This window comes from Kiritimatiellaceae bacterium, from assembly GCA_013141415.1.
GTDB lineage: Bacteria > Verrucomicrobiota > Kiritimatiellia > Kiritimatiellales > Tichowtungiaceae > Tichowtungia.
Window position 1 is genome coordinate 520,514 of record JABFQY010000001.1, and the last position, 22,017, is coordinate 542,530.

The window sequence follows — 22,017 nt, forward strand, 5'->3', positions numbered from 1 at the left end:
TTTTACACAAAAAGATAGGAATTGTTCTGAGCCAGCTGAAAGGCTATACCCATCCGTATGAAACTTTTCCGCAAAAAAGAGGTCTGGATACCCACCTGGCAGGGCTTGACCGTGCTTTTATTGCTGGTCGGCGGCCTCCTTTATGGCGCGGTGCGGCATCTCTATCCGTTTCTGGCGCAGAATCATCCGGTGCCAAATGCCGAGATGATTATCATCGAAGGCTGGCTGGCTGATGCCGAACTCAAGGAGGCCGCCAAAGCCATTCGGCCCGGCCAGATTGTTGTCACCACCGGCGGGCCTGTTACTTTCGGGCAGAAAATCCTCAACTACGAAAATTACGCTGAGATGGCCGCCGCACGCCTTATTGCTCTGGGCATTCCTGCCGAAACCATTATTACCATTCCGGCACCGGAAACCCTGCGCGACCGAACCTATGTTTCAGCTCAGGCCACGCGCCGCACGCTGGAAGATCTTGGGCTGTTTGGTAAATCCGCCAACCTCTACACCATCGGCGCGCATGCCCGCCGTTCCTATCTCATGTTCCGCTGTGTTTTTGGACAAAACTATCCTCTTGGTGTCATCGCGGTGGAACCGCCGTACTACGATCTTAAACACTGGTATCGTCACAGCGCCGGCTTCAAGCATGTTGTTACGGAGTTTATCTCCTGGTTCTACGCGAAACTTTTTCTGGTAACGCACCATGCCTGACCGCCTCCAGCGCCGCCTCGCCGAAATCGGAGCCCCTTCCGATGTCTGTGAGCTTGCAGCTGAGCTGGCTGAGCTGGCCGTCCGCGATCCGCTTACCGGACTTTATAATCGCCGGTTCTTTGATGAAGCGCTCACGCGTAACATTGAAGCCGCCCGCCGGTATGGACGCGAATTAAGTCTGGTGCTTTTTGACCTCGATGGCTTTAAGCGGATCAACGACACCTGCGGTCATCAGGCCGGAGATGAGGTGCTGAAAAATTTCGCCCGGCTCTTGCAGGAAACCGCACGCAAAGCCGATATCGTCTGCCGCACTGGCGGCGATGAGTTTGCCGTTATTCTTCCGGAGACCGGATCAGTCAATATCGGAAACTTTTTGAACCGGGTTTCCCAAGCCTTGGGAAAAATCAAAGCGACCGCCGGAGCGGCCGCTTTGCCGTCGGACGATCTTTTTGCCGACGCTGACGCGGCGTTACGTGCCGCCAAGCCGATGCGATAATCGTCAAAGACGATTAAAAATCTTTGTCCCATATCCAGACGATTTTTGTGGAGGTGTTGGCTTTGCCGGCGGCATCAGCGCCTTTCAGTCCCGGCTCTTTGGTGAGGGTGCGGCTGACGCACGAACTGCAGAGTAGCAGCATTGAAATCAGGCAGAATAATTTTTTAATCATACGGACTCCTTAATTAGAACGAAACCGTGCAGAAGCTGATGGCCTCAATCTTCCCGGCGACTTTAGCGAGAACCTTTTCAGGAACCGGCTGACTGACTTTCAAGATCGCGATGGAACGCTCGCCGCTCTTGTCGTGCGGATTGCGGACATCGTCGATGTTGATGCCTTCTTTCGCCATGGCACCGGCGATTTCACTGAGCACGCCGGGGCGATCCATGTAGGTGAAGAGGGCGATGTGTCCGCTCGGTTCGAAGTAAAGTTTGTCGAAGCCACCGATGCGCGAAATCATCATGACGCCTTCGGCCACCGTGCCGCGCACACTGATGCGGCGCAGATTGTCTTTATCAACGCTGGCCATCAGGTCGATGGTGATGGAGTTGCCGTAGCCCTTGGTTCCGTCGGCTTCGCGGACGGAATATTCAATTCCCATGTCCTTAAGGAAAGCGATGGCCGCTTTCGGATCCATCGAGCGGTCGAACTCATCGCTGAGCGCGCAGACGACCGGAACCGCCAGCCATTTTCCGAAGCGCTGCAGGTCGCCGTAGAAGCTGGCTTCGATGCGGCTGAGCTTCGTGTCGCCGCCGATCATGGCGCGGGCCAGTGTAGTGATGGTGTAGGTCAGGTCGGCGTACGCTTCGTCGAGTCCTTCCGGAATATCGCGGTTGACGATGTACGAGGTGATGCCCTTGCTGTCGAAATCGATCAGCTGCTCCGCCGAACGCTGGGCCGCGTTGAAGTTGGCTTCTTTGGTGGACGCGCCGAGATGCGGTACCATGATGTCGGCGATATCAATAACGCTCTTCGGTCCTTCGGCATCCTTGGCGTAAACATCGTTCAGGAAGCGCAACGATTTTTCGGCCTTAATGGCGCGCAGATCGCCTTCGTTCACAACGCCGGAGCGGGCGCAGTTGATGAGCGTGGCTCCTTTTTTCATGACGCCGAACAGTTCTTTATTGATCAGGCCTTTGGTGTGCTCGTTTTCCGGGATGTGGAGAGAAACATAGTCGCTCTGAGCAAAAAGGTCTTTCAGCGAAACCAGCTTCGCGCCGATCCGCGCGGCGGCTTCTTCAGAAAGAATCGGATCGAAGGCCAGAATTTTGCATTCGAAACCGCTGAGGCGTTTGGCAACCAGTTTTCCAATGGCACCGAGGCCGACGATTCCGACGGTTTTCCCGGTAACTTCGCGGCCCATGAATTTGGTTTTTTCCCATTCACCGCGCCGGGTGGACGCGTCGGCGGCAATCAGGTGACGGGCGTCGGCCAGCATAAGGGCGACGACTTCTTCGGCGACGGCGTTGGCGTTGGCGCCGGGGGTGTTCATTACATCAACTTTTTTCTGCCGGGCGTGTTTGGTGTCGATCGTGTTGTAACCGGCGCCAGCGCGGATGACCACTTTCAGGGCGGGCAGGGCGTCGATGATTTCCGCAGTGACTTTTTCACTGCGGACGATCAGGGCGTATGTATCGGGATGCTGCGCGACGAGCGCGGACAATTCAGTCTGAGCTTCCTGCACAACGGTATAATTTCCGTTGGCTTCGAGCAGTTCTTTGGCGATTGAATCGAGTTTGGTCGGGATCAGTACTTTTTTCATAGTTTTTCTCCGTAGGAAAGTGAGTGCCAACAAGGTAATCGGCGGACTTAACCGAATCAAGTGCAGACGGGTTTTATGATGCAGAAAATTAGCAAGCAGCTGGGGCGCATGAGGGGTCAGTCCTATAATTTAATGATTTTGGCGTTGACGGTTGCTGTGTGGACGGTAGCATGCGGATATGCCAAGAAAGCCGAGAATTGAATATGATGGGGCGACCTACCATGTGATGTGCAGGGGTAACCGGCAGCAGACCGTGTTCCGGGACGCGCGGGATAACGAGATATTTCTGGACACACTGGGGGCGGCTTGTGTCCGTTGTGGATGGCGGGTTCATGCCTTTGTGTTAATGGGGAATCACTATCACCTGCTGGTAGAAACCCCTGAGGCGAATCTGGTGACGGGGATGCAGTGGTTGCAGGGAACGTACACGAAAAGGTTTAATGTCCGGCATAAGGAATGGGGCCATTTGTTCCAAGGGCGGTATAAGGCGTTGCCGGTGGATGGACGCGGAGATTATTTTTCGACAGTTGCCGCTTACATTCATCTGAATCCAGCCCGGATCAAGGGCTTTGACTTTGAGAAGGCAAAACTGGAGGAGCATGTCTGGAGCAGTTATCCCGGATATCTTCAGACTGGGAAACGTCCGGAGTGGCTTTGTGTGGAGCGCGTATTCGGAGGACTGGGTCTGAAAGATACGCCCAACGGACGGCGCAGCTACCGGGAAACGGTGGAGCGGCGGATTCTGGAGATGCGCAATAGTGCGAAGCCATGGCAGACAGATGAAAACTGGAGCCATATCCGTCGCGGCTGGTGCTTCGGAGATGATATGTTTCGAAAAGAAATCGTGGATCATCTGGGCGGGATGTTGAAAGTAACACGCAGGGAGTCGTTCAGTGGTACGGATGTCCGGCGGCATGATGAAGCTGAGGCGGAACGGCTGATTAGTCTGGGGATGAGGGTGCTGAGACTTACAGAGAAAAATCTGACGGAGCAGAAAAAAGGCAGTCCGGAAAAATATGCGCTGGCCTGGCTTGTCCGCAGGCGCACCGGCGTAAGGAACGACTGGATTAAAAACCGGCTTCAGATGGGAGCCGCCACCAATTTTTCGGCGTATCTTCGGCGGATTGAATTGGCAAAGAAAGGCGGGTGGGGATATGAGGAGTTCTGCGCGATTAAAAACATTAATTTATAGGACTGACCCCTTTTCTGACCCCTTTTCTAGCGCAACTCTCAGTTAAGGGCGCAGATTGACGTTAGAGGTGACTCGAGAAGAGACATACGGCGATTTGCGGATGCCGTTCAGGCTGATGGTTGTTGCGCAGATGAAATGTTAGGGAATTCCCAATGAAAACATCCAAATGGTGCATGATGTCGGTCACATTGGTGGGCTTGATTGCCGTCGCGATAATGGCCGGCCAGACTATCAGAAGATACAAAACGGCCGACGGGATCATTATCCACGATGCTTTTCACGGCCTGACCGGCAGACTGATTTATCTTAAAGGACGATTTCCAGAATTTGGCGTCCGACCCCCTGCAGAAGTGTGGTCGTATGATTTGGTGACAAAAGAAAAAGTAAAGTTGCTGGATGTCAAAGAAGCTGGCGAACTTTTTGTTTCAGCGGATGGAATATGGATCGGAATAATATTCGAGAACGGTGAAATTTTGGTGTCTTCGCCAGCCAAGGGATATACGCACACATTCAAATTTCCGCATATGTTTGCGTCAGACGAAATTGCTGCGGTCATCATCAATGGCCGGTTGTGTGTCAAATCAGGACCTCGTGGCGGCCAGCGTGTGGATATTATCGATTTGCAAACTCAGCGGGCGATAAACGTTAGAGTTGCGGAGGCCGCAGAATCCATATATGTGGCTTCCAGAATGGCGGATACGAACCACCTGTTCGTAAGTCGTTTTAGTTTATCGAGCCGTGAAAGCGGGTTATATATGTGCGATCTGGACACTGGCGCGGCAACACGCACGGCGGGAGAAGACTCAGACTTCTTTGACTATTCATATGCCGGAGATTATGTCGGGTGGGATGAAGGTGCAGTAAAGGTATATAAGGTGCCCGAGGGTGCGGGAAAGTCAGTGGATCGCGAACACGGTCGCGAGGTGTGCCGGTTTTATGGGAGAGATGCGGGTCTTATTCTTCAACAGGTCTCCCCCTGTCTTCGTTATGCTCTTGTCGGCGGGAGTTTTATTACCGGCAACGGAATGGACAGCATTTATTATTTGTGCGATCTGAAAACCGGCCAGAAAAAGCGGTTCGTTGATGCCAAGCCATCAAAGGTCGAGCGCGGTGCATTCATCGGGGGAGTCCGTTGGGTGAAATAGAGCCTGGTTTAAAAGGGGTCAGCCGAAAAAGAAAAGGGGTCAGCCGATGATTTTTAGAATCGAGGGGGAAGAGGCCTGAGGGCAGGGAAGGGAAAGGCAAATAGACTTTAGGCTTTAGGTGGAGCACGATCGCCGAGCGTGCTTACTTTCCGCCGCAGGAGAAAACGCGCCCGGCGGTCGCGTTCCACCTCCGGAGACGGGAAGAGGACAGGGACGGGGACCGTGAGAAGTGATGAACGCTGAAGAGAAGTGATGAGCGATAAACGCTAAATGATGAATGGATGGATGGGCTGTAGACCTTAGGCTTCAGGCTTTGGGTGAGAAATGACAGATTTTCCACGACCAGCCGTTGCCAAAGGCTATGGCGGTCAAGAAAGAGCGCAGAGAGCGGAAAAAAGATTTTTTACAGAAGGTAACCACAAGGCCTTCGGCGTGGCAGGCAAAGGGTACGAAGGCGGAAGGCTTTGGGTGGATTGAGATCAATGTGTATGAGTGAGACGGGAATATCTTATGCCGGAAAATGAGATTACAAAAAAGCATCATCAGACCTTTGAGGAAATCAGGAAGGTTAATGAGTTCGGTCAGGAGTTCTGGCTGGCCCGTCCGCTGGGCAAGGTGCTGGAATATGCTGAATACCGGAATTTTATTCCCGTCATTGAAAAAGCCAAGGCGGCCTGTAAAAACAGCGGGCAGGCGGTTGAGAACCATTTCGTGGAGATGCACGAGATGGTCTCCATCGGATCAGGGGCCGAGCGTAAAATGGAGTCGTATGCTCTTTCCCGCTACGCATGTTATCTGATTGTTCAGAACGGCGATCCGTCCAAACCGGTGATCGCAAACGGGCAAACCTATTTTGCCATTCAAACCCGCCGCCAGGAGCTTTCTGATGACGCGGCCTTTCAGCAGCTCAGGGAGGATGAAAAGCGCCTGTTTCTCCGCAACGAACTCAAAGAACATAATAAACAGCTGGTCGAAGCCGCCCTGCAGGCGGGGGTTGAAACCAATCTGGATTTTGCCATATTCCAGAACCACGGATACTGGGGATTGTACGGCGGGCTGGATGCCGCCGATATCCATGCCCGTAAAGGACTCAAAAAGGGGAACAAGATTCTCGATCACATGGGTAGCACCGAATTGGCCGCGAACCTTTTCCGGGCCACACAGGCGGAAGAAAAGCTCCGGCGTGACGAGGTAAAAGGCAAAACGAACGCCAACCGGACTCACTATGAAGTCGGCGCAAAAGTCCGGGAAACGATTAAAGAGCTTGGCGGCACGATGCCGGAGAATCTGCCGACACCTGAAAAAACTGTGAAACAGATCGAACGCAAGCAACAGAAGAAACTACATGGGAAGTAAATCTGAGGGCGGATTTAAGATGACCGCAAATTTGGTGAATCCGAGAAACAGGAACTGGTCGAAAATTTCGACCGGTTCAGGCGTCTGAAGCACGCGAAGGGTCTTGGCGCCTTTGCGGTGAAGAAATGATTCGTGAAAATTTGTGTGTTTCGTGAGGAGAACGATTTGAAATTAAATGACCGGAGCATAACTATGAAAAAACAATCTGCTGCCATCCTGTTGGCCCTGTTGGGCCTATTACTATTCACACTATCCGTTCAGGCGGAAGAGTCTCTGTGCGCCTCCGTGACGATGGATATCAGTCAGGAAGTGACGTTGGAACGTCAGGCCTTCAACGCGAAGCTGGTAATTCATAACGGTCTGGCAGGTATTAATCTGACCGATGTGAATGTGGTTATGCATTTCACCACCGGCTCCGGCGATCCGGTGTCGTACTCTTCTAATCCGAATGAACCCCAGAACGGACTCTTAGCTTGACCGTGAACAGGGCGCTCTTCTATGGTGTCGGCATGAAATCCGCAAAACTCCTTCTGTTTCCCATCCTGATGCTGGTTCTCTCCGGTTGCGCGGGCTACCGCGTCGGCAGTACGCTTCCCGAGTCGGTCCGGACGGTCAGTCTGTCGGTAATCAATAAAACGGATGAACCCTCCATTGAGGTGGCGGTGAAGAAAGCTTTGATTGCCGAACTGCAAATGGACGGCCGTCTTGAGGTTCGTCCGCTGGAAGAGGCGGATGCCTCGCTGACTGTGACGCTGACGAAGTTTGATCTGGATGCGCTGGCGTTTAATCGCAAGCAGGGTTCGCTGGCCGAAGAATACCGTATGACACTGATAGCCAGAGCAGTGCTCAGCGATGCTCAGACCAGCGAGGTGATTCTGGAGTCTCCGGTTGTGCGGGGCGAGGCGGAATTTCCTTATGCCGCCGACCTGACCACGACGAAGCGCGAAGCGTTGCCGAAGGCGGCAAATGATCTGGCGCGCAAAGTGGTCAGCACGGTGGTAACCGCCTGGTAAAAAAACTTTGGACTGCGGCGGCCTGCCGCCGCTTTGGAGGGAAATAAAAAAACCGCTCTGTTTTCACAGGGCGGTTTTTTATTGCCGAAGCGAGCTTCGGCGCAGAAAGCGCAGGCAAGCCTGCGCAGTCCATATGTGCTTATTTTGCCAGCTTGCGCAGGGCGGCAACGGCCCGCTTTTTGCGGCGGGTCGCGGTGTTCTTCTTGATGACGCCGCGTTTGACGGCTTTATCAAGCACCGAGCTGTATTCGCGCACGGCCTGCTCAGACGTTGCTGTAACGCCTGCGGTCAGCACTTCGCGCGTTTTGCGGCGGACGGTTTTGACTTTCGTCTTTGCCGTCATGTTGCCGATGCGCCGCTTTTCAGACGAGCGCACTCTTTTTTTTGCACTTTTAATATTCGGCATGTTTAAACCTCGGTTTTATTGAGTCACTGCTGCTGGGCGGACGGCTGTCGCGCATAGCGCGCGAACGGGCACGAGCCTGTTTCTTGCGGCGTTTGTCGCCCGGCTTTTCAAAGCGGCGGCGTTCGCGCATGTCCTTCAGAATTCCTTCGCGGTCGAGCAGTTTTTTCAAACGGCGGAGACCTTTTTCGACGGGTTCGCCGCGGCGGAGTTTTACTTCACAAGATGTACTGGCCATAATTTTAACACCCCCTTAAACGGGATAGGATTTTTCACAAAGGCGGAGAAGTTAGGTGATGAGCGTTGCTTTGTCAACCGATTATCCGGCGGAAAGGCCCGTCATTCCCGGTGGCGGAACGAGATGCGTCCTTTGGTCAAATCGTAAGGAGAGATTTCAACGGTTACCCGGTCACCGATGGCGATACGGATGAAATTTTTGCGCATTTTGCCGGAGATGTGAGCCAGAACACGGTGTCCGTTTACCAGTTTCACATTGTACATCGTGGCCGGCAGAACCTTTTCCACAACACCTTCGAGTTCAATTACTTCATCTTTGGCCATGCATTCTCCAGTCCGGTTTCGTTTTTGTCGCGCCGATGCTACACGCGCACCCCGCCATTGCAAGAAGGCATTTGAAAAGAGTTGGCGCGAAAACTTGAGTGAGGGCCGCTCGCAAGGCATATTTCTGCGCTCCAACTCCCAGAAAATTTTTAGAGAGGATGCACATATGGAAGCATTGAAAAAATCGACTGTTTTTAAAGGGCCGCAAGGGCCGGTGGTGCTGGTTATCATGGACGGCGTTGGTATCGGCAAATACGCCGAAGGCGATTTTGTTCTCTCCTCAAATACGCCAAACCTCGACTGGCTGATGAAGAATGGTGTTTCAACACAGCTTCAGGCGCACGGTACCGCCGTCGGCCTGCCGAGCGACGAAGACATGGGCAACAGCGAAGTCGGCCACAACGCCATCGGTTGCGGGCGTGTATTTCATCAGGGCGCGGCGCTGGTCAGTGAGGCCATCGCTTCCGGCGCGATGTTTACCGGTCAAACGTGGAAGGAACTGGTTGCCAATGTTAAGGCCAACGGCTCAACAATTCATTTCATAGGGCTGTTTTCCGACGGCAATGTCCACAGCCACATTGATCATCTTAAAGCGATGCTGAAGCAGGCCAAGGCGGAAGGAATCAAGACCGCGCGAGTTCATCCGCTAATCGACGGCCGCGACGTTCCTCCCGCTTCCGCGCTCGAATACGTAAAGCCGTTCGAAGTGTTTCTGGCGGAGTTGAACGCTGGCGGAACTGTGGACTACGCCATTGCTTCCGGCGGCGGGCGTATGAACATCACCATGGATCGGTACAACGCCAACTGGGACATGGTCAAGCGCGGCTGGGACACGCACGTCAAAGGCGAAGGTCGCCTGTTTGCCAGTATGACACAGGCGGTCGAAACGTTCCGCGCCGAAAAGCCCGGCATTCTCGACCAGGACTTGCCGCCGTTCGTGATTGAGCGTAACGGAAAAGCCATCGGAAAAATCGTGGACGGCGACAGTGTTGTTTTTTTCAACTTTCGCGGCGACCGCGCGCTCGAAATCACCAAAGCGTTCGAAGCCGATAATCTCAAAGAGTTCAACCGCGGATCGAAACCGAAGGTCTGCTATGCCGGTATGATGCAGTACGACGGCGACCTGCGCATCCCGCGCAACTATCTTGTCACCCCTCCAGCCATAAACCGCACGATGGGCGAATATCTCGCTGCGTCCGGCGTGCATCAGCTTGCGATCAGTGAGACGCAGAAGTACGGCCACGTCACCTATTTCTTTAACGGCAACCGCGCCGACAAATTCAACGAAGCGCTCGAAGACTATATCGAAATCAAATCCGATGTTTGTCCGTTTGAAAATGCCCCGCGCATGAAAGCTGCCGAGATCACCGATGCCGTGGTGAAAGCGATCGAAAGCGGCAAGTATGAATTCATCCGCCTCAACTATCCCAACGGCGACATGGTCGGCCACACCGGCGTCTTTTCCGCCGTTACCATCGCGGTTGAGGCGGTGGACGAAGCGTTAGGCCGACTCAAAGCTGCCGTCGAAAAAGCCAGCGGCATTATGGTTGTCAGCGCCGACCACGGCAACGCCGACGACATGTATGAGCACGACAAGACCGGCGCGGTGAAACTCAACAAAGCCGGTCAGCCGCAAGCCAAGACGGCCCATTCGCTCAATCCGGTTCCGGCTGTCGTTTATGACCCGTCCGGCGTTTCGAAAGCGCGGCTTTCAGCGGTGAACGGTCTGGGAATCAGCAGTCTGGCGGGAACCTGTTTGAAACTGCTCGGCTATGAGCCGCCCGCCGACTATACGCCAAGTATCATTGATGTTGGCTAAGATCAGCCAATGTTTTGAAAACGAGAGCTTCCCGCTCGACGGCGGACGGGTTGAAAAGGTATTTTCGAATCATGTACAAATCTTTTTCCAAAGGTGTCTTCGTACTTTGTTTCTTTTTTACCGCCGTTATTGCGCTTGCGGCTCCAGTCGTGGAGCTGACTGCGCAGGAACAGGCCTGGCTGGATGAACACGGGCGGAAGATCAGTTTTGTTTTTCATCCCAACTATATGCCGGTGGAGTTTTTGGACAAAAACAATCAACCCTCCGGCATCATGATTGATTTTATCCGCTGGATAGGGAGAGAGACCGGGTTTACGCCGGAATTCCATGCGGACACACGAGAAGACGGACGGGCGGTATTATCGGGTGAGTTCGATGCCAAGACCAGTCTGTGGAACGGCATAAGACATCAGGAATTTCTTTTTACACCCACTGTTATAGAAATGCCGATCTCTGCGTTTACGGTGGCCGATTCGGGTGTCCGCACACTAAAAGATTTGGAGGGCCGGATCGTGGCGCATGATCCGGATAACAAGCTGTTGGACGACCTGAATATAAAACATACGCCGATGTTTTATGAAGAGATTGAACCCCAACTAATGGCGGTTGTTTCCGGGCGGGCCGATGCCATGGTGGGAATTGATCAGGTCGTGCAGTATTACATATACGGTATGAGTCTGGGCGATCGTATTAAAAAGATCAATGAACCGCTTCTGACGGGAGAATCATGCATTGCAGTGGCCGGAACAAACCGGATTCTGCAGTCGATTCTCTCAAAAGGAGTTCTGGCGGCGCAGCAGGAAGGGCTGGCCCGTCGGCTTCAGCGCCAGTGGATCGGCCCCGAATACACCACATTGGGCGCCCGTATATTCCGGTATGTGCATTATGTCATCATTGGAATCGGGGTATTGCTGGCAGCGCTCCTTTTGTTTTGGATATGGGACATCCGGCTTTCGCGGCGCGTGATCGAAAAGACCCGGCAATTGCGCAACAGTGAAGAACGGCTGCGCACTATTTTTCAGAATTCGCCCGATGCGATTCTGATTGAGGATGATCGCGGCATGGTGCTGGATGCAAATCCGGTGGCGTGCGCTTTCCACGGGTTGCGCCACGACGAAATGGTTGGGAGAAATGCGTTCGACATGGCTCCCGCCGCCTGCCGTGATGAAGTGGAACGGGATTTCCGCAAATGGTTTACCGGCGAACTGAAACGCTACGAAACGCTTTTACAGTCCGGTGACGGCCGAAAAGTTCCGGTTGAAGTAATCGGTGCGCCGATGCGGTTTGAAGGAAAGAGTGCCGTTTTGCTTCTGGTGCGGGATATGACTCAGCGCAAGCATGTCGAGCAGGCGCTGGAAGAGAGCGAAATGCGCTACCGCGGATTAATTGAGGCGCAAAGCAACTTCATTGTCCGTATTGATACGGAAGGTCTTTTTACATTTGTTAATGAAGCGTTCTGCCGGTTTGTGGGGCGTTCGCGCAGCGAGCTGGTTGGCACCGACAGCCGCTCATTCGTTTACTACGATGACCTTGCGATTCTCAACAAGGCAATCGAGGCGCTGGTATCTCGCCGCGAGCGGGGCGTGACCATTGAACACCGGATGCGCGCCCGCACCCGCACGGCATGGGTACAGTGGGAAAATATTGCTGTATTTGACGAATCAGGCCGGGTGGTTGAAATCCAAAGCGTGGGTCAGGACATCACGGAACGCCGCCGCATTTATGAAGCCCTGCAGGAAAGCGAAAAACGGCTCCGGTTTTTATTTGAAGAAATTCCTCATATTGCGGTGCAAGGCTACAACACCGCTCGCGAAGTCATTTTCTGGAACCGCGCCAGCGAAGAACTCTACAAATATTCCAAGAAGGATGTCCTTGGCCGGAAAATGGAAGAGATTGTGCTGGCCGCTGACCGGCGGGAGGAAATGGTAGCCGCATTCGATAACTGGGTGAAAACCGGCGCGCCGATTCCTTCCGGCGAAATGCTGAAAAGCACAGCCGACGGACGTCAGGTGGCTGTTTATTCCAGTCGTCTGGCCACGCGCAATCACCGCGGCGAGTGGGAACTGTATGTAATTGATGTGGATCTTTCTGAGCTGAAGCGCGCCAGCGAAGAGCTGGTGAAAGCCAAGGAATTCGCAGAACGCGCCAGCCGCGCCAAGAGCGAATTTCTTGCCAACATGAGCCATGAAATACGCACACCGATGAATGGTGTCATGGGAATGACTCATCTGCTGCTCGAAACAGAACTGACCGCCGATCAGCGCGACAGCATCCAGACCATCATGGAATCAACTCAGGAACTGATGCGTATCATTGATGAGCTGCTCGATATTTCCCGCGTTGAGGCTGGAGAGGTGCGGTTGTATCCCGAACCGTTCTGCATGCGGGAAACGGTTGAGAAAGTGGTTCTTCTGTTTGCCGACCGCGCCGGGAAAAAAGGCGTGGATATTTCGATCGCCATTCATGACAGCGTGCCGAAGCGAATGCTCGGCGACCCCGGACGCATTCGTCAGGTTTTGATCAACCTGATTGGCAATGCGCTGAAATTTACACACGACGGTCACATTCAGATCCGTATGCAGGCTGAACGCGCCGAAGACGGATGGAACCTGCTGGCCGATGTTAAAGACACCGGCATCGGTATGACGCCCGAACTGCAGGAGCGCATTTTCGAGAAATTTACGCAGGGCGATACATCGTCGAAGCGCCAGTACGGCGGAACCGGTCTCGGACTGGCTATTACCCGCCAGCTGGTCCGTCTGATGGGTGGCGAGATCAGTGTGGAGAGCGACGTCAACAAGGGGGCCACGTTCCAGTTTAATTTAAAACTGGGCAGCGTGGAAAATGAGACGCCGGTTCCGGCACCTGCCGCTCCGGTTCCGGACGAAAAGAAAAAAATTGCCGGGAATATTCTGCTGGTCGAAGACAATCTGGTGAACCAGAAAGTCGCCTCGGCAATGCTCAAAAAAATGGGATGCACTGTAACCGTTGTGCCGAACGGCGCCCGGGCGCTGGAGCAGATTGCTTTGCGCAAATTCGACCTCATTTTTATGGACTGCCAGATGCCGATCATGGACGGGTTTGAAGCTACGATCGCCATTCGGCAGATGGTTGGAGAAATCCGCGACATTCCGATCGTCGCCATGACCGCGCACGCTCTTAAAGAAGACCGCCAGCACTGTCTGGATGTCGGCATGAACGACTATTTATCCAAGCCGGTTCACGTTGAGGCCCTCGTCGCCGTCTTGAAGAAGTATTGCGGCTAGGCGCTTGATATTCTTAACGGGCTCCGTATATTCCCCGACTTACTCGGAGAGATGGCAGAGTGGTTTAACGCGCCGGTCTTGAAAACCGGAGAACCGCAAGGTTCCGGGGGTTCGAATCCCTCTCTCTCCGCCAAAAACCGCCAGATGGCGGTTTTTTGGCGTAAGGGATGAGAACGACGGGTTCGAGCCGAGCCCGCAGGGCGAGACTGGCCTCGCAACGCGAGGCAGTGAGCGGAGCGAACGGCAATCCCTCTCTCTCCGCCACTTTTATTCTTCTGTCGCTAGAATCGTTGCCAGTTTGCAGGCTTCGAGGTAGCGCGGGATATCCACATATTCATTCAGGTCGTGGGCGTGGAAATTTCCGGCATCGAAGGTGACCGTCGGAATTCCTTTTTCGTTCAGAATGTTGGCGTCGAGTCCGGCGTTGATGATTTCAACATCCGCTGTGCGGCCCGCCAGCGGTGCGGCGCGTAGAAAATGCCGGACAACCGGTTCGCTTTTTTTCAGCCGGAAACTGCGGTAGTCGCTGGCGGTGATGAAATCAACCGAGCCGCATTCACCCTTGGCGTTTTTCAGTTCGCGTGCGGCTTTTTCAAACGCCGTTTTCCAGACGCCGGAAATTTTCCTGAGCGAAGCGGGATTATGGCTGCGGCACTCGCCGGTGACTTTCAAAAAGTCCATGACCTGATTGTCGGCCTCGCCGCCGTTGATCGATCCGACGTTGGCGGTTCCGGTGCACGGGCCTTTATTAATTCGCCCGAACCATCCGTTTACTTTCAATTCCGCGATGGCGTTTGCGGCGATGACGACGGCGGAAACGCCGCCTTCCGGATTGACGGCGGCGTGAACGCTTTTGCCGTGAATAGTAGCAATCCAGCGGTTTGCGCCGAGCGCGCCGACGACACCGTTGCGCCGTCCACTGCCGTCGAGGTTGAAGCACATCGCCGGATTTCCGCCGTCGGCCGGTTCAAAGGCTTTCGCGCCGTGCAGTCCGTTTTCTTCGCCGACGGTGAACAGTAACGTGATCGGCGGGTGCGGCAGATTAGTTTTCAGTATGGCTTCCGCCATCGTAACCACGGCGGCCACCGAGGCGCGGTTGTCGCCGCCGAGTCCGGTTTTAGATTTCGGCACAATCCGGTTTCCTTTTTTGACCGGCACCGCTCCGCGGCAGAGCGGCACGGTGTCGAGGTGGGCCGAGAACATAATGCGCGGCGCTTTGACCGTGCCGGGAATTTTTACGACCAGATTTCCAATGGTAAATCCTTTCGGCAGGCGCTTGAGTCCGATTGAGCGAATCCATTCCGGTCGGCAGCCCGCCGCCAGCAGTTTCTGTTTCACCGCTGCCGCTACCGGCCCTTCGCCGCCGCTCGGCCCTTCGACTGCGAGCAGATCCATCAGGTGTTGTATGGCCTGTTCTTTATTGATTCTGTTTTTCATGCGGTGAACCATAGCGAACCGGGCCAGAGCAAGGCGAACCATTTCCAATGTGTCACAGCGGAGCCGGAGGCGGAGACGGAACCTCGGAATTTACGTTGTCATGAAAGCTCCGGCGGGATATTTTCGGGGCTTCTTTGAAGGAGAATATTTATGTCAATCACAGCATTGAGTCCTCTTGATGGCCGCTACGAATCCAAAGTGGCGGAACTGCAGGATATTTTTTCAGAATACGCGCTGATCCGCTGCCGCGTGCAGGTCGAAGTTCTCTGGCTTAAGGCGCTTTGCGCCGAAAAGAGAGTTCAGGAATGCCGTGCGCTGTCAAAAGCGGAAAGCAAACTGCTCGATGCGGTCATCGCCGATTTTTCGCCCGCCGAAGCAGAGAAGGTTAAGTTGATCGAAAAAACCACCAACCATGACGTCAAGGCGGTTGAGTATTATCTCAAGGAAAGAATAGCCGGAACGTCGCTTGAAGCGCTGGGTGAGTTCCTGCACTTCGCCTGCACATCCGAAGATATTAATAACCTTTCTCACGCGCTGATGCTGAAGCAGGGGCGTGAAATTCTAGCCGTTGCACAGAACGAGCTGATTGCGGATCTGTCCGCCAAAGCGAAACAGTGGAAGGCGGTTCCGTTACTGGCCCGCACGCACGGCCAGACCGCTTCGCCGACGACCATCGGAAAGGAACTGGCGGTATTCGCCAGCCGCCTGTGCCGTGCCGCAGAAGTTTTTCAAGCTCTGGAAGTTCGCGGTAAGTTGAATGGCGCTGTCGGAAACTATAATGCGCACCTCGCGGCCTATCCGGATGTCGACTGGCCTGCACTGGCCAAGCGAGTGATCGAAGGCGAACTTGGGCTGACGCAAAATCCGTTCACGACGCAGATTGAGCCGCACGACTACATGGCAGAACTGTTCGATGCGCTGGCGCGCTTCAACACCATCCTGCTCGATCTGGATCGCGACGTCTGGACGTACATTTCCTTTGCCTGTTTCAAACAGAAAACGGTGAAGGGTGAAATCGGTTCGTCCACCATGCCGCACAAAGTTAATCCGATCGACTTCGAAAATTCCGAAGGAAATATCGGTCTCGCCAATGCGCTGCTTCGTTATATGGCGGAGAAGCTGCCTGTCTCACGGTTGCAGCGCGACCTGACGGATTCGACAGTTTTGCGTAACATGGGCGTGGCTTTCGGCTACACATTGCTGGCATACAGCTCAACGCTCAAAGGCCTCGGTAAGCTGGAACTTAATGAAGCCAAGCTGGTCGCCGACCTCGATAACGCGTGGGAAGTGCTGGCGGAGCCGATTCAAACGGTTATGCGTAAAGCCGGTGTTGAGAAGCCTTACGAAAAACTGAAAGAGCTGACGCGCGGTAAAGCGATTACCGCCGAAACAATCCACACCTTTGTTCGGGGATTGGAAATTGATGCGGCAGACAAAAAGCGCCTACTCGCCATGACTCCGGCAAGCTACATCGGTCTTGCCGTTCATATTGCGGAAGAACTCTGATGTCTCCGGTTTCTATTCACGGACTTTTGCCTGAAGAGCTTGAAGCCTTCTGCAAAGAGCAGGGGCAGCCTGTCTTTCGCGCAAAACAGATATGGGACTGGCTTTACGTCAAACGCGCCTCCTCGTCCGATGAAATGCAAAATCTGCCCGCGCCATTTCGGGCGCAACTTGCAGAAAAGTTCAACTTTCAATGTTTGGAGAAAATCGAAACCAGCGGTGCATCCGGTGAGACCCAAAAACTGCTTTTCAAACTTGCGGATAATGAGCTGATCGAAACCGTGATTATTCCCGCGCCACGCAGGCAGGCAAATACAGTCTGTCTTTCCAGTCAGGTCGGATGCCGCTTCGGCTGCGCCTTCTGCGCCAGCGGACAAAAAGGGATTATTCGGAATCTGACCGCTGGCGAGATTGTTGGCGAAGTGATGGCAGTGACGACGCTTCTCGGCGGGCGGCCCGACAATGTGGTTTTTATGGGAATTGGCGAACCGTTTGATAATTACGATGAGGTTATGAAAGCCATCCGCATTCTGAATCATCCAGATGGCCTTTGTATTGGCGCACGCCGCATCACCATCAGCACCTGCGGTGTGGTTTCCGGCATTCAGCGGCTGGCTGATGAAGGGTTGCAGGTGGAGCTTTCGGTTTCGTTGCATGCCCCGGAAAACGAACTTCGCTCAAAACTGATGCCGGTTAATGAAAGCTGGCCGCTTGATGAGCTGATTTCCGTGTGTGCGGATTACACCGCCAAGACGAACCGGATTATCACCTTCGAATACACGCTGATCAAAGACCTGAACGATTCGCCAGAGCAGGCGCGGTCTCTGGTGAAGCTGCTCAAAAGATTTCCCTGCCGTGTGAATTTGATTCCGCTTAGTCCGGTGGAAGAGTTCGACGGAGAGCGTCCTGATTCGGAAACAATGAAAACCTTTTTCCAGATTTTGGAAAACGCCGGCGTCAACACGACATTGCGCGATTCAAAAGGTTCCGCGCTCAAAGCCGCTTGCGGCCAGCTTCGTGCCCGTCGTGCTTAGTGCGCACCCTCCCGAAAACAAAAAACCCTCTCCCGTGAAGGAGAGGGGGGTACAGGGTGGGTTTTTAAAGAGGCGGCTTATTTCTTGAGCGGGCAGACACCGCCTGCGCAACCGGCGTCTTTTACGGCTGCTTCTGTGGTGCTTGCTGCTTTCTTTGCATCAGCCTTTGCTTTGCAGGCCGGACACGCTCCGCCAGCCGCTTTACACGCGGGACACGCGGAGGCCTTTATGTCACCAGCCGCTTTAGTTACGTCAGCTTTTGCTTTGCATGCGGCGCACATTCCGCCGGCGGCCGTACAGGCCGGGCAGGCGGCTTTTACAGCGCTGGGTTTGTTTGCACCGCAGTCTTTTGTGTCGGCGGGGGTCTTAGACATGGCATACACGGACACGGTTAGCGCGGTCACGGCGATAGCAACAATGAACTTTTTCACGGAACCTCCTTGTGGTTTATGGGTTCCATGGTATCTGTCTATGCCGTTTTAGTCAAACAGCCGGATGGTTTTGTTCCGGACTTTCTTTACGAAAAATAATTCATAAAAAATTTGACGGAGGTGGTATGAGGTGACATAAATGGGAGCCAAGAAGGGCGAAGTGGAGTATGAATACGGTAGAAGTGAAGGTTGAAGAGCTGTTTGTCGGATCCTTCCATCACTCGCTGGATCCTAAACGCAGGCTGATTATTCCGTCGGACTGGCGCGGAATGATGGGCGAAACGCCCCGCTTGTATGTTTTCCCTCATCCCGAACGCAAATGCCTGTATCTCTACACCTTAGCGGAAATGAACCGCCGTTTGCGGCAGTTGCGCGAGTCGGTTGCGGTAGACGCTCAGGACGAGCAGGCGGTTCGGGCGATGACGGCCTCTGCTGACGCTTTGACTGTAGATGCCCAAGGCCGGGTTCGGATTAAGGATGAACTGCTGGCGCATATTGAAGTCCAGAGCAAGGTGGTTTTGGTTGGCACGCTTACCCGCATCGAACTTTGGAGTGAAGAACATTTTGATATGGCGCTGCCCGCCGTTTCGGCGCTGGCGGAGAGCGCTTTTTACGGAGGCTACTAGAAAACGGCATGAGCATGAACAGCATTGCAAAATATATGTACTTTTCGCGGGCGATCGACCTGACGCCGGAAAAAGACCGCTACCTCCGGCTGCCGGATAGCGGAATGCACCGCACAGTGCTAATGACCCCGGCCCGGGCGGCTACGTTTTCGTCGGCCTGTTCACGACGGGTCATTGGAGCAATGACGGCTTAAAAGGGGAGTTATGCATGTACCGGTGCTGCTGAACGAGACGATGGACCTGCTGGTGACGAACCCGGCGGGTATCTACATCGACGGCACACTGGGGCGGGGCGGGCATGCGATAGAGATTTTGAAAAGGCTTTCTCCGAACGGGCGGTTGATCGGACTGGATCGCGATGTGGAGGCCATTGAAGAGACGAAAGAGATTTTCAAACCCTTCGGAGAGCGGGCAACACGGATACACGGAAATTTTGCGGATATGAAAAAACTTTGCGGACAGATTGGCGTGACAGAGGTGGACGGGGTTCTCCTCGACCTCGGCGTCAGCTCGCCGCAACTGGATGTCGCGGAGCGCGGGTTCAGTTTTGCCAAGGACGGGCCGCTTGATATGCGCATGGATCGCACGCAAGGCCGTTCTGCCGCCGATCTGGTGAATGAGGACGATGAAGAAACGCTGGCCAATTTGATTTACCGCCTTGGTGAAGAGCGCGATTCCCGCCGGATTGCGCGGGCGATTGTGCTGGAGCGTCAAAAAGGCCGGATAGAGCGGACGCTGAAGCTGGCGGAAATCGTCGAGCAGGCCAAAGGCGGACGGCGCGGCCCGATTCATCCTGCGACGCAGACATTTCAGGCGTTGCGGATGGCGGTGAATACCGAAATGGAGAGTTTGGCGTTAGGCCTTGAAGCCGGACTTTCGATGCTGCGTGAAGGCGGGCGGATCACGGTGATTACGTTCCACAGTTTGGAAGACCGTCCGGTGAAAGAATTTTTTAAACGCCACACGGTGAAGCGTGAGTCGCTTCAGCAGGGTGGAGAGAAACTGGTTTATGACGAACCGGCTGTACGGCTGCTGACGAAAAAGCCGCTGACGGCCTCGAAACAGGAATTGGCGGATAATCCGCGTTCGCGCTCAGCCAAACTGCGCGCGGCGGAAAGGGAGAAAGCAGCATGAAAAAAAGACAGAGAACAGGAAACCGTAAGGCCCAGGTGCGCATACCATTTCCAGTGGTATTAGCTAACTTTCTGGTCTTTGTGGCCGTATTCGGTCTCAGTTACGTCTGGCTGTGCGCCCGTTGCGATACGCTTGGGCAGGAGATTAAAAGACTGGAATCCGCACAGCGCGACACCCGTCGCCTGTTGAACAACGAGCAGGATCGCTGGTCCAGCCAGACGTCACCCGGCAGCCTGGAACGTGCGCTTAAGCATCACAAGCTCGCGATGCGTCTTCCGGATGAACAGCAGATTGTGCGAGTTCGCAATGGCGCGGCCTCTTCGGTTGCGGCATTGGCCTACAACAAATAATATTCCGATGGGCATCTATGAATGAAATATAACGGGAGAATAATAGTAGCGTCCGCCGCAATCGCGGCGGTCTTCACAGGGCTGGGTGTTCGCCTGGCCTTTTTGCATTTACGCCCTTCTCCCGGAACGTTGGCGCGTATTGAAACCTCCCGGCGGCTTGAGCAGGAAACCCGCGGGCCGCGCGGACGGATCCTTGACCGCAATGGAAATATGCTGGCTGTGGATATTGCCGCCAAGAATGTCTGCGCCGATCCGAAGTTTATTCTGCAAAACGGCGATATCAATGCCGTGTGCACAGCTTTGTCGAGTCAGCTCTCGATGGATCGTTCAGTTGTGTCGAATCTTCTCAGTCAGACGAATCGTCAGTATGTTAAAATTCAAAAATTCATGCGCGAAGAAGCGGTTGATCCATTGCGAAAAATGAATTTGAAAGGTCTTGTGTTTGAGGATGTGCCGATTCGCGACTATCCCAAAGGAGTGCTCGGTGCGCATGTGATCGGCTATGCCAACCATGAGGGGGTCGGCAGTGCCGGAGCGGAGCAACGTATGAATTCTCAACTGCAGGGGGTGGCCGGTCTGCGTATCAGCCAAAAAGACGGCCGCCGGCGTGAAATTTACGGCCGCCGTACCGTGGACATCGAAGAACAGTCCGGTGCTGATGTATATCTGACCATCGACCAGCAGATTCAGCATTTCACGGAAGTGGCGCTCGATAATCTGATGGCGAAATATCACCCCAAGGCCGCATGGGCTGTTGTGCAGAATGTGCGTACCGGGGAAATTCTGGCGATGGCATCGCTGCCAACGTATAATCCAAACCGTTTCGGTACAACTCCGGCGGAATGGATGCGCAATCGTGCCATCAATTACACCTACGAACCGGGATCAACCATGAAGGCCATGATTGTTGCTGCGGCACTCGATTGCGGTGCTGTGCGCGAGACCGATATTTTCGACTGTGAAAACGGAGCCTGGTTTTACGGCGGAGCCGTTCTTCATGACTCGCACCCTTGCGGCAGACTGACCGTGGCGGACATTATAAAAAAATCGAGCAACATCGGCGCGGCCAAAGTGGCGCTCCAGATGGGAAACGCGAAAGTCTATCAATCGCTGCGCGCCTTTGGCTTCGGCAGTCAAACGGGGATTGATCTGCCCGGCGAAGACGCCGGTATTCTCTGGAAAACCGACCGCTGGCAAAAAATGAGCATTACCCGCATTGCGATGGGCCACGAAGTACTCGTCACCTCCATGCAGATTTTGAATGCCGTCAGTACGATCGCCAATGACGGGATTCGGATGCGTCCATTTATTATTCGCAAAGTGGTAAGCAGAGACGGCGATACAATTCTGGCAACGCAATCGGAAGCGTTGAGCCGGCCGATCCGGCCTGAAACAGCGAAACAAATGCGCCGTCTGCTGGCGCGCGTCACGCAACCCGGCGGCACCGCCACGATGGCTGCACTGCCGGGTTATCTGGTGGCAGGCAAAACCGGTACGGCGCAGAAAGTGAATTTGGAGAACGGCGGATACTATCATGACAAATATATCGCTTCGTTTGTCGGCTTTCTGCCGGTTGAAAATCCGGCCATCAGCATTATCGTTGTGGCGGACGAACCTCAGCAGGGCGGTTACTACGGCGGAACTGTTTGCGCTCCCTATTTTCGTGAAATTGCCGATCAGACCGTGCGCTACCTGCGTATTCCGCCCGAAGGATTCACCACCGAATATCTGACGGAGATTAATGCCGGCGGTTCCGGCGAAGAAAACGTTTTAGACTGAG

Annotated in this window: 23 protein-coding genes and 1 tRNA gene; 17 read left to right on the forward strand and 7 right to left on the reverse strand. The window is 54.1% G+C overall.

Annotation, left to right across the window (positions count from 1 at the left end; all coding sequences use genetic code 11):
* Positions 1–57 precede the first annotated feature (57 nt).
* Both HOO88_02580 and HOO88_02585 read left to right on the forward strand, forming a co-directional pair.
* On the forward strand, positions 58–708 hold the full coding sequence (locus tag HOO88_02580) for a DUF218 domain-containing protein (GenBank protein NOU35646.1): 651 nt from the start codon (positions 58–60) through the stop codon (positions 706–708).
* Positions 701–1,204, forward strand: coding sequence for a GGDEF domain-containing protein (locus HOO88_02585; GenBank protein NOU35647.1), 504 nt, complete (start codon positions 701–703; stop codon positions 1,202–1,204). Before HOO88_02580 ends, HOO88_02585 begins: the two co-directional genes overlap by 8 nt.
* Before the next feature lie 13 nt (positions 1,205–1,217).
* Here HOO88_02585 and HOO88_02590 read toward each other — a convergent pair whose 3' ends face one another.
* Entirely contained in the window at positions 1,218–1,376 is a 159-nt protein-coding gene (locus HOO88_02590) for a hypothetical protein (GenBank protein NOU35648.1), read from the reverse strand.
* Between the two features lie 13 nt (positions 1,377–1,389).
* Positions 1,390–2,967, reverse strand: coding sequence for an ACT domain-containing protein (locus HOO88_02595; GenBank protein NOU35649.1), 1,578 nt, complete (start codon positions 2,965–2,967; stop codon positions 1,390–1,392).
* Positions 2,968–3,145: 178 nt separating this feature from the next.
* On the opposite strand from HOO88_02595, the gene HOO88_02600 reads away from it, so the two are divergent.
* From HOO88_02600 to HOO88_02620, 5 genes are all read left to right on the forward strand, one after another.
* Entirely contained in the window at positions 3,146–4,159 is a 1,014-nt protein-coding gene (locus HOO88_02600; protein NOU35650.1) for a transposase, read from the forward strand.
* A 152-nt stretch (positions 4,160–4,311) separates the two neighbouring features.
* Positions 4,312–5,304, forward strand: coding sequence for a hypothetical protein (locus HOO88_02605; protein NOU35651.1), 993 nt, complete (start codon positions 4,312–4,314; stop codon positions 5,302–5,304).
* Positions 5,305–5,814: 510 nt separating this feature from the next.
* On the forward strand, positions 5,815–6,660 hold the full coding sequence (gene dinD / locus HOO88_02610) for a DNA damage-inducible protein D (protein ID NOU35652.1): 846 nt from the start codon (positions 5,815–5,817) through the stop codon (positions 6,658–6,660).
* Between the two features lie 192 nt (positions 6,661–6,852).
* The gene (locus HOO88_02615) at positions 6,853–7,137 is read left to right on the forward strand and encodes a hypothetical protein (GenBank protein ID NOU35653.1); all 285 of its coding nucleotides are present in this window, start codon (positions 6,853–6,855) and stop codon (positions 7,135–7,137) included.
* A 32-nt stretch (positions 7,138–7,169) separates the two neighbouring features.
* A complete protein-coding gene (locus tag HOO88_02620) occupies positions 7,170–7,673 on the forward strand; it encodes a hypothetical protein (protein NOU35654.1) in 504 nt (167 codons plus the stop codon).
* Positions 7,674–7,812: 139 nt separating this feature from the next.
* Here HOO88_02620 and rpsT read toward each other — a convergent pair whose 3' ends face one another.
* The 3 genes from rpsT to infA form a co-directional block, all read right to left on the reverse strand.
* On the reverse strand, positions 7,813–8,079 hold the full coding sequence (gene rpsT, locus HOO88_02625) for a 30S ribosomal protein S20 (protein NOU35655.1): 267 nt from the start codon (positions 8,077–8,079) through the stop codon (positions 7,813–7,815).
* Positions 8,066–8,314, reverse strand: coding sequence for a 30S ribosomal protein S21 (gene rpsU / locus HOO88_02630; protein NOU35656.1), 249 nt, complete (start codon positions 8,312–8,314; stop codon positions 8,066–8,068). The genes rpsT and rpsU overlap by 14 nt, the downstream gene beginning before the upstream one ends.
* A gap of 101 nt (positions 8,315–8,415) precedes the next feature.
* Positions 8,416–8,637 (reverse strand): translation initiation factor IF-1, encoded by a 222-nt coding sequence (gene infA, locus HOO88_02635; GenBank protein NOU35657.1) that lies wholly within the window; start codon positions 8,635–8,637, stop codon positions 8,416–8,418.
* Between the two features lie 166 nt (positions 8,638–8,803).
* Between infA and HOO88_02640 the strand changes: the two genes are divergently transcribed.
* From HOO88_02640 to HOO88_02650, 3 genes are all read left to right on the forward strand, one after another.
* Entirely contained in the window at positions 8,804–10,456 is a 1,653-nt protein-coding gene (locus HOO88_02640) for a 2,3-bisphosphoglycerate-independent phosphoglycerate mutase (protein NOU35658.1), read from the forward strand.
* A gap of 71 nt (positions 10,457–10,527) precedes the next feature.
* Positions 10,528–13,722 carry a PAS domain S-box protein gene (locus HOO88_02645; protein NOU35659.1) on the forward strand — a complete coding sequence of 1,065 codons (3,195 nt, stop codon included), beginning with the start codon at positions 10,528–10,530 and terminating at the stop codon, positions 13,720–13,722.
* Positions 13,723–13,767: 45 nt separating this feature from the next.
* Positions 13,768–13,855: transfer RNA gene (locus tag HOO88_02650), tRNA-Ser, on the forward strand.
* A gap of 134 nt (positions 13,856–13,989) precedes the next feature.
* Here HOO88_02650 and HOO88_02655 read toward each other — a convergent pair.
* The gene (locus HOO88_02655; protein ID NOU35660.1) at positions 13,990–15,159 is read right to left on the reverse strand and encodes a M20/M25/M40 family metallo-hydrolase; all 1,170 of its coding nucleotides are present in this window, start codon (positions 15,157–15,159) and stop codon (positions 13,990–13,992) included.
* 150 nt (positions 15,160–15,309) lie between these two features.
* Between HOO88_02655 and purB the strand changes: the two genes are divergently transcribed.
* Complete coding sequence (purB, locus tag HOO88_02660) at positions 15,310–16,665, forward strand: adenylosuccinate lyase (GenBank protein ID NOU35661.1); 1,356 nt, start codon at positions 15,310–15,312, stop codon at positions 16,663–16,665.
* Entirely contained in the window at positions 16,665–17,696 is a 1,032-nt protein-coding gene (rlmN, locus tag HOO88_02665; GenBank protein NOU35662.1) for a 23S rRNA (adenine(2503)-C(2))-methyltransferase RlmN, read from the forward strand. The genes purB and rlmN overlap by 1 nt, the downstream gene beginning before the upstream one ends.
* A gap of 77 nt (positions 17,697–17,773) precedes the next feature.
* Here rlmN and HOO88_02670 read toward each other — a convergent pair whose 3' ends face one another.
* Positions 17,774–18,127 (reverse strand): hypothetical protein, encoded by a 354-nt coding sequence (locus HOO88_02670; protein ID NOU35663.1) that lies wholly within the window; start codon positions 18,125–18,127, stop codon positions 17,774–17,776.
* A 167-nt stretch (positions 18,128–18,294) separates the two neighbouring features.
* Between HOO88_02670 and HOO88_02675 the strand changes: the two genes are divergently transcribed.
* Genes HOO88_02675 through HOO88_02695 form a run of 5 tightly spaced genes read left to right on the forward strand, consistent with a single transcriptional unit; the run spans position 18,295 to position 22,016 of the window.
* Positions 18,295–18,753 carry a hypothetical protein gene (locus HOO88_02675; GenBank protein NOU35664.1) on the forward strand — a complete coding sequence of 153 codons (459 nt, stop codon included), beginning with the start codon at positions 18,295–18,297 and terminating at the stop codon, positions 18,751–18,753.
* Positions 18,754–18,767: 14 nt separating this feature from the next.
* Positions 18,768–18,947 (forward strand): hypothetical protein, encoded by a 180-nt coding sequence (locus HOO88_02680; GenBank protein ID NOU35665.1) that lies wholly within the window; start codon positions 18,768–18,770, stop codon positions 18,945–18,947.
* A 10-nt stretch (positions 18,948–18,957) separates the two neighbouring features.
* Positions 18,958–19,887 (forward strand): 16S rRNA (cytosine(1402)-N(4))-methyltransferase RsmH, encoded by a 930-nt coding sequence (gene rsmH / locus HOO88_02685; protein ID NOU35666.1) that lies wholly within the window; start codon positions 18,958–18,960, stop codon positions 19,885–19,887.
* Positions 19,884–20,237, forward strand: coding sequence for a hypothetical protein (locus tag HOO88_02690; protein ID NOU35667.1), 354 nt, complete (start codon positions 19,884–19,886; stop codon positions 20,235–20,237). Before rsmH ends, HOO88_02690 begins: the two co-directional genes overlap by 4 nt.
* Positions 20,238–20,258: 21 nt before the next feature.
* Positions 20,259–22,016, forward strand: coding sequence for a penicillin-binding protein 2 (locus tag HOO88_02695; GenBank protein ID NOU35668.1), 1,758 nt, complete (start codon positions 20,259–20,261; stop codon positions 22,014–22,016).
* Position 22,017 lies beyond the last annotated feature (1 nt).

Bases quoted from the DNA above. Each gene is read 5' to 3' on its own strand.
- rlmN (NOU35662.1), top strand. From the start codon at position 16,665: ATGTCTCCGGTTTCTATTCACGGACTTTTGCCTGAAGAGCTTGAAGCC.
- HOO88_02605 (NOU35651.1), top strand. From the start codon at position 4,312: ATGAAAACATCCAAATGGTGCATGATGTCGGTCACATTGGTGGGCTTG.
- HOO88_02645 (NOU35659.1), top strand. From the start codon at position 10,528: ATGTACAAATCTTTTTCCAAAGGTGTCTTCGTACTTTGTTTCTTTTTT.
- rpsT (NOU35655.1), bottom strand. From the start codon at position 8,079: ATGCCGAATATTAAAAGTGCAAAAAAAAGAGTGCGCTCGTCTGAAAAG.
- HOO88_02615 (NOU35653.1), top strand. From the start codon at position 6,853: ATGAAAAAACAATCTGCTGCCATCCTGTTGGCCCTGTTGGGCCTATTA.
- purB (NOU35661.1), top strand. From the start codon at position 15,310: ATGTCAATCACAGCATTGAGTCCTCTTGATGGCCGCTACGAATCCAAA.
- HOO88_02695 (NOU35668.1), top strand. From the start codon at position 20,259: ATGAAATATAACGGGAGAATAATAGTAGCGTCCGCCGCAATCGCGGCG.
- HOO88_02595 (NOU35649.1), bottom strand. From the start codon at position 2,967: ATGAAAAAAGTACTGATCCCGACCAAACTCGATTCAATCGCCAAAGAA.
- HOO88_02580 (NOU35646.1), top strand. From the start codon at position 58: ATGAAACTTTTCCGCAAAAAAGAGGTCTGGATACCCACCTGGCAGGGC.
- dinD (NOU35652.1), top strand. From the start codon at position 5,815: ATGCCGGAAAATGAGATTACAAAAAAGCATCATCAGACCTTTGAGGAA.
- HOO88_02690 (NOU35667.1), top strand. From the start codon at position 19,884: ATGAAAAAAAGACAGAGAACAGGAAACCGTAAGGCCCAGGTGCGCATA.
- HOO88_02600 (NOU35650.1), top strand. From the start codon at position 3,146: ATGCCAAGAAAGCCGAGAATTGAATATGATGGGGCGACCTACCATGTG.
- HOO88_02655 (NOU35660.1), bottom strand. From the start codon at position 15,159: ATGAAAAACAGAATCAATAAAGAACAGGCCATACAACACCTGATGGAT.
- HOO88_02640 (NOU35658.1), top strand. From the start codon at position 8,804: ATGGAAGCATTGAAAAAATCGACTGTTTTTAAAGGGCCGCAAGGGCCG.
- infA (NOU35657.1), bottom strand. From the start codon at position 8,637: ATGGCCAAAGATGAAGTAATTGAACTCGAAGGTGTTGTGGAAAAGGTT.
- rsmH (NOU35666.1), top strand. From the start codon at position 18,958: ATGCATGTACCGGTGCTGCTGAACGAGACGATGGACCTGCTGGTGACG.
- HOO88_02585 (NOU35647.1), top strand. From the start codon at position 701: ATGCCTGACCGCCTCCAGCGCCGCCTCGCCGAAATCGGAGCCCCTTCC.
- HOO88_02675 (NOU35664.1), top strand. From the start codon at position 18,295: ATGAATACGGTAGAAGTGAAGGTTGAAGAGCTGTTTGTCGGATCCTTC.
- HOO88_02620 (NOU35654.1), top strand. From the start codon at position 7,170: ATGAAATCCGCAAAACTCCTTCTGTTTCCCATCCTGATGCTGGTTCTC.
- HOO88_02590 (NOU35648.1), bottom strand. From the start codon at position 1,376: ATGATTAAAAAATTATTCTGCCTGATTTCAATGCTGCTACTCTGCAGT.
- HOO88_02680 (NOU35665.1), top strand. From the start codon at position 18,768: ATGAACAGCATTGCAAAATATATGTACTTTTCGCGGGCGATCGACCTG.
- rpsU (NOU35656.1), bottom strand. From the start codon at position 8,314: ATGGCCAGTACATCTTGTGAAGTAAAACTCCGCCGCGGCGAACCCGTC.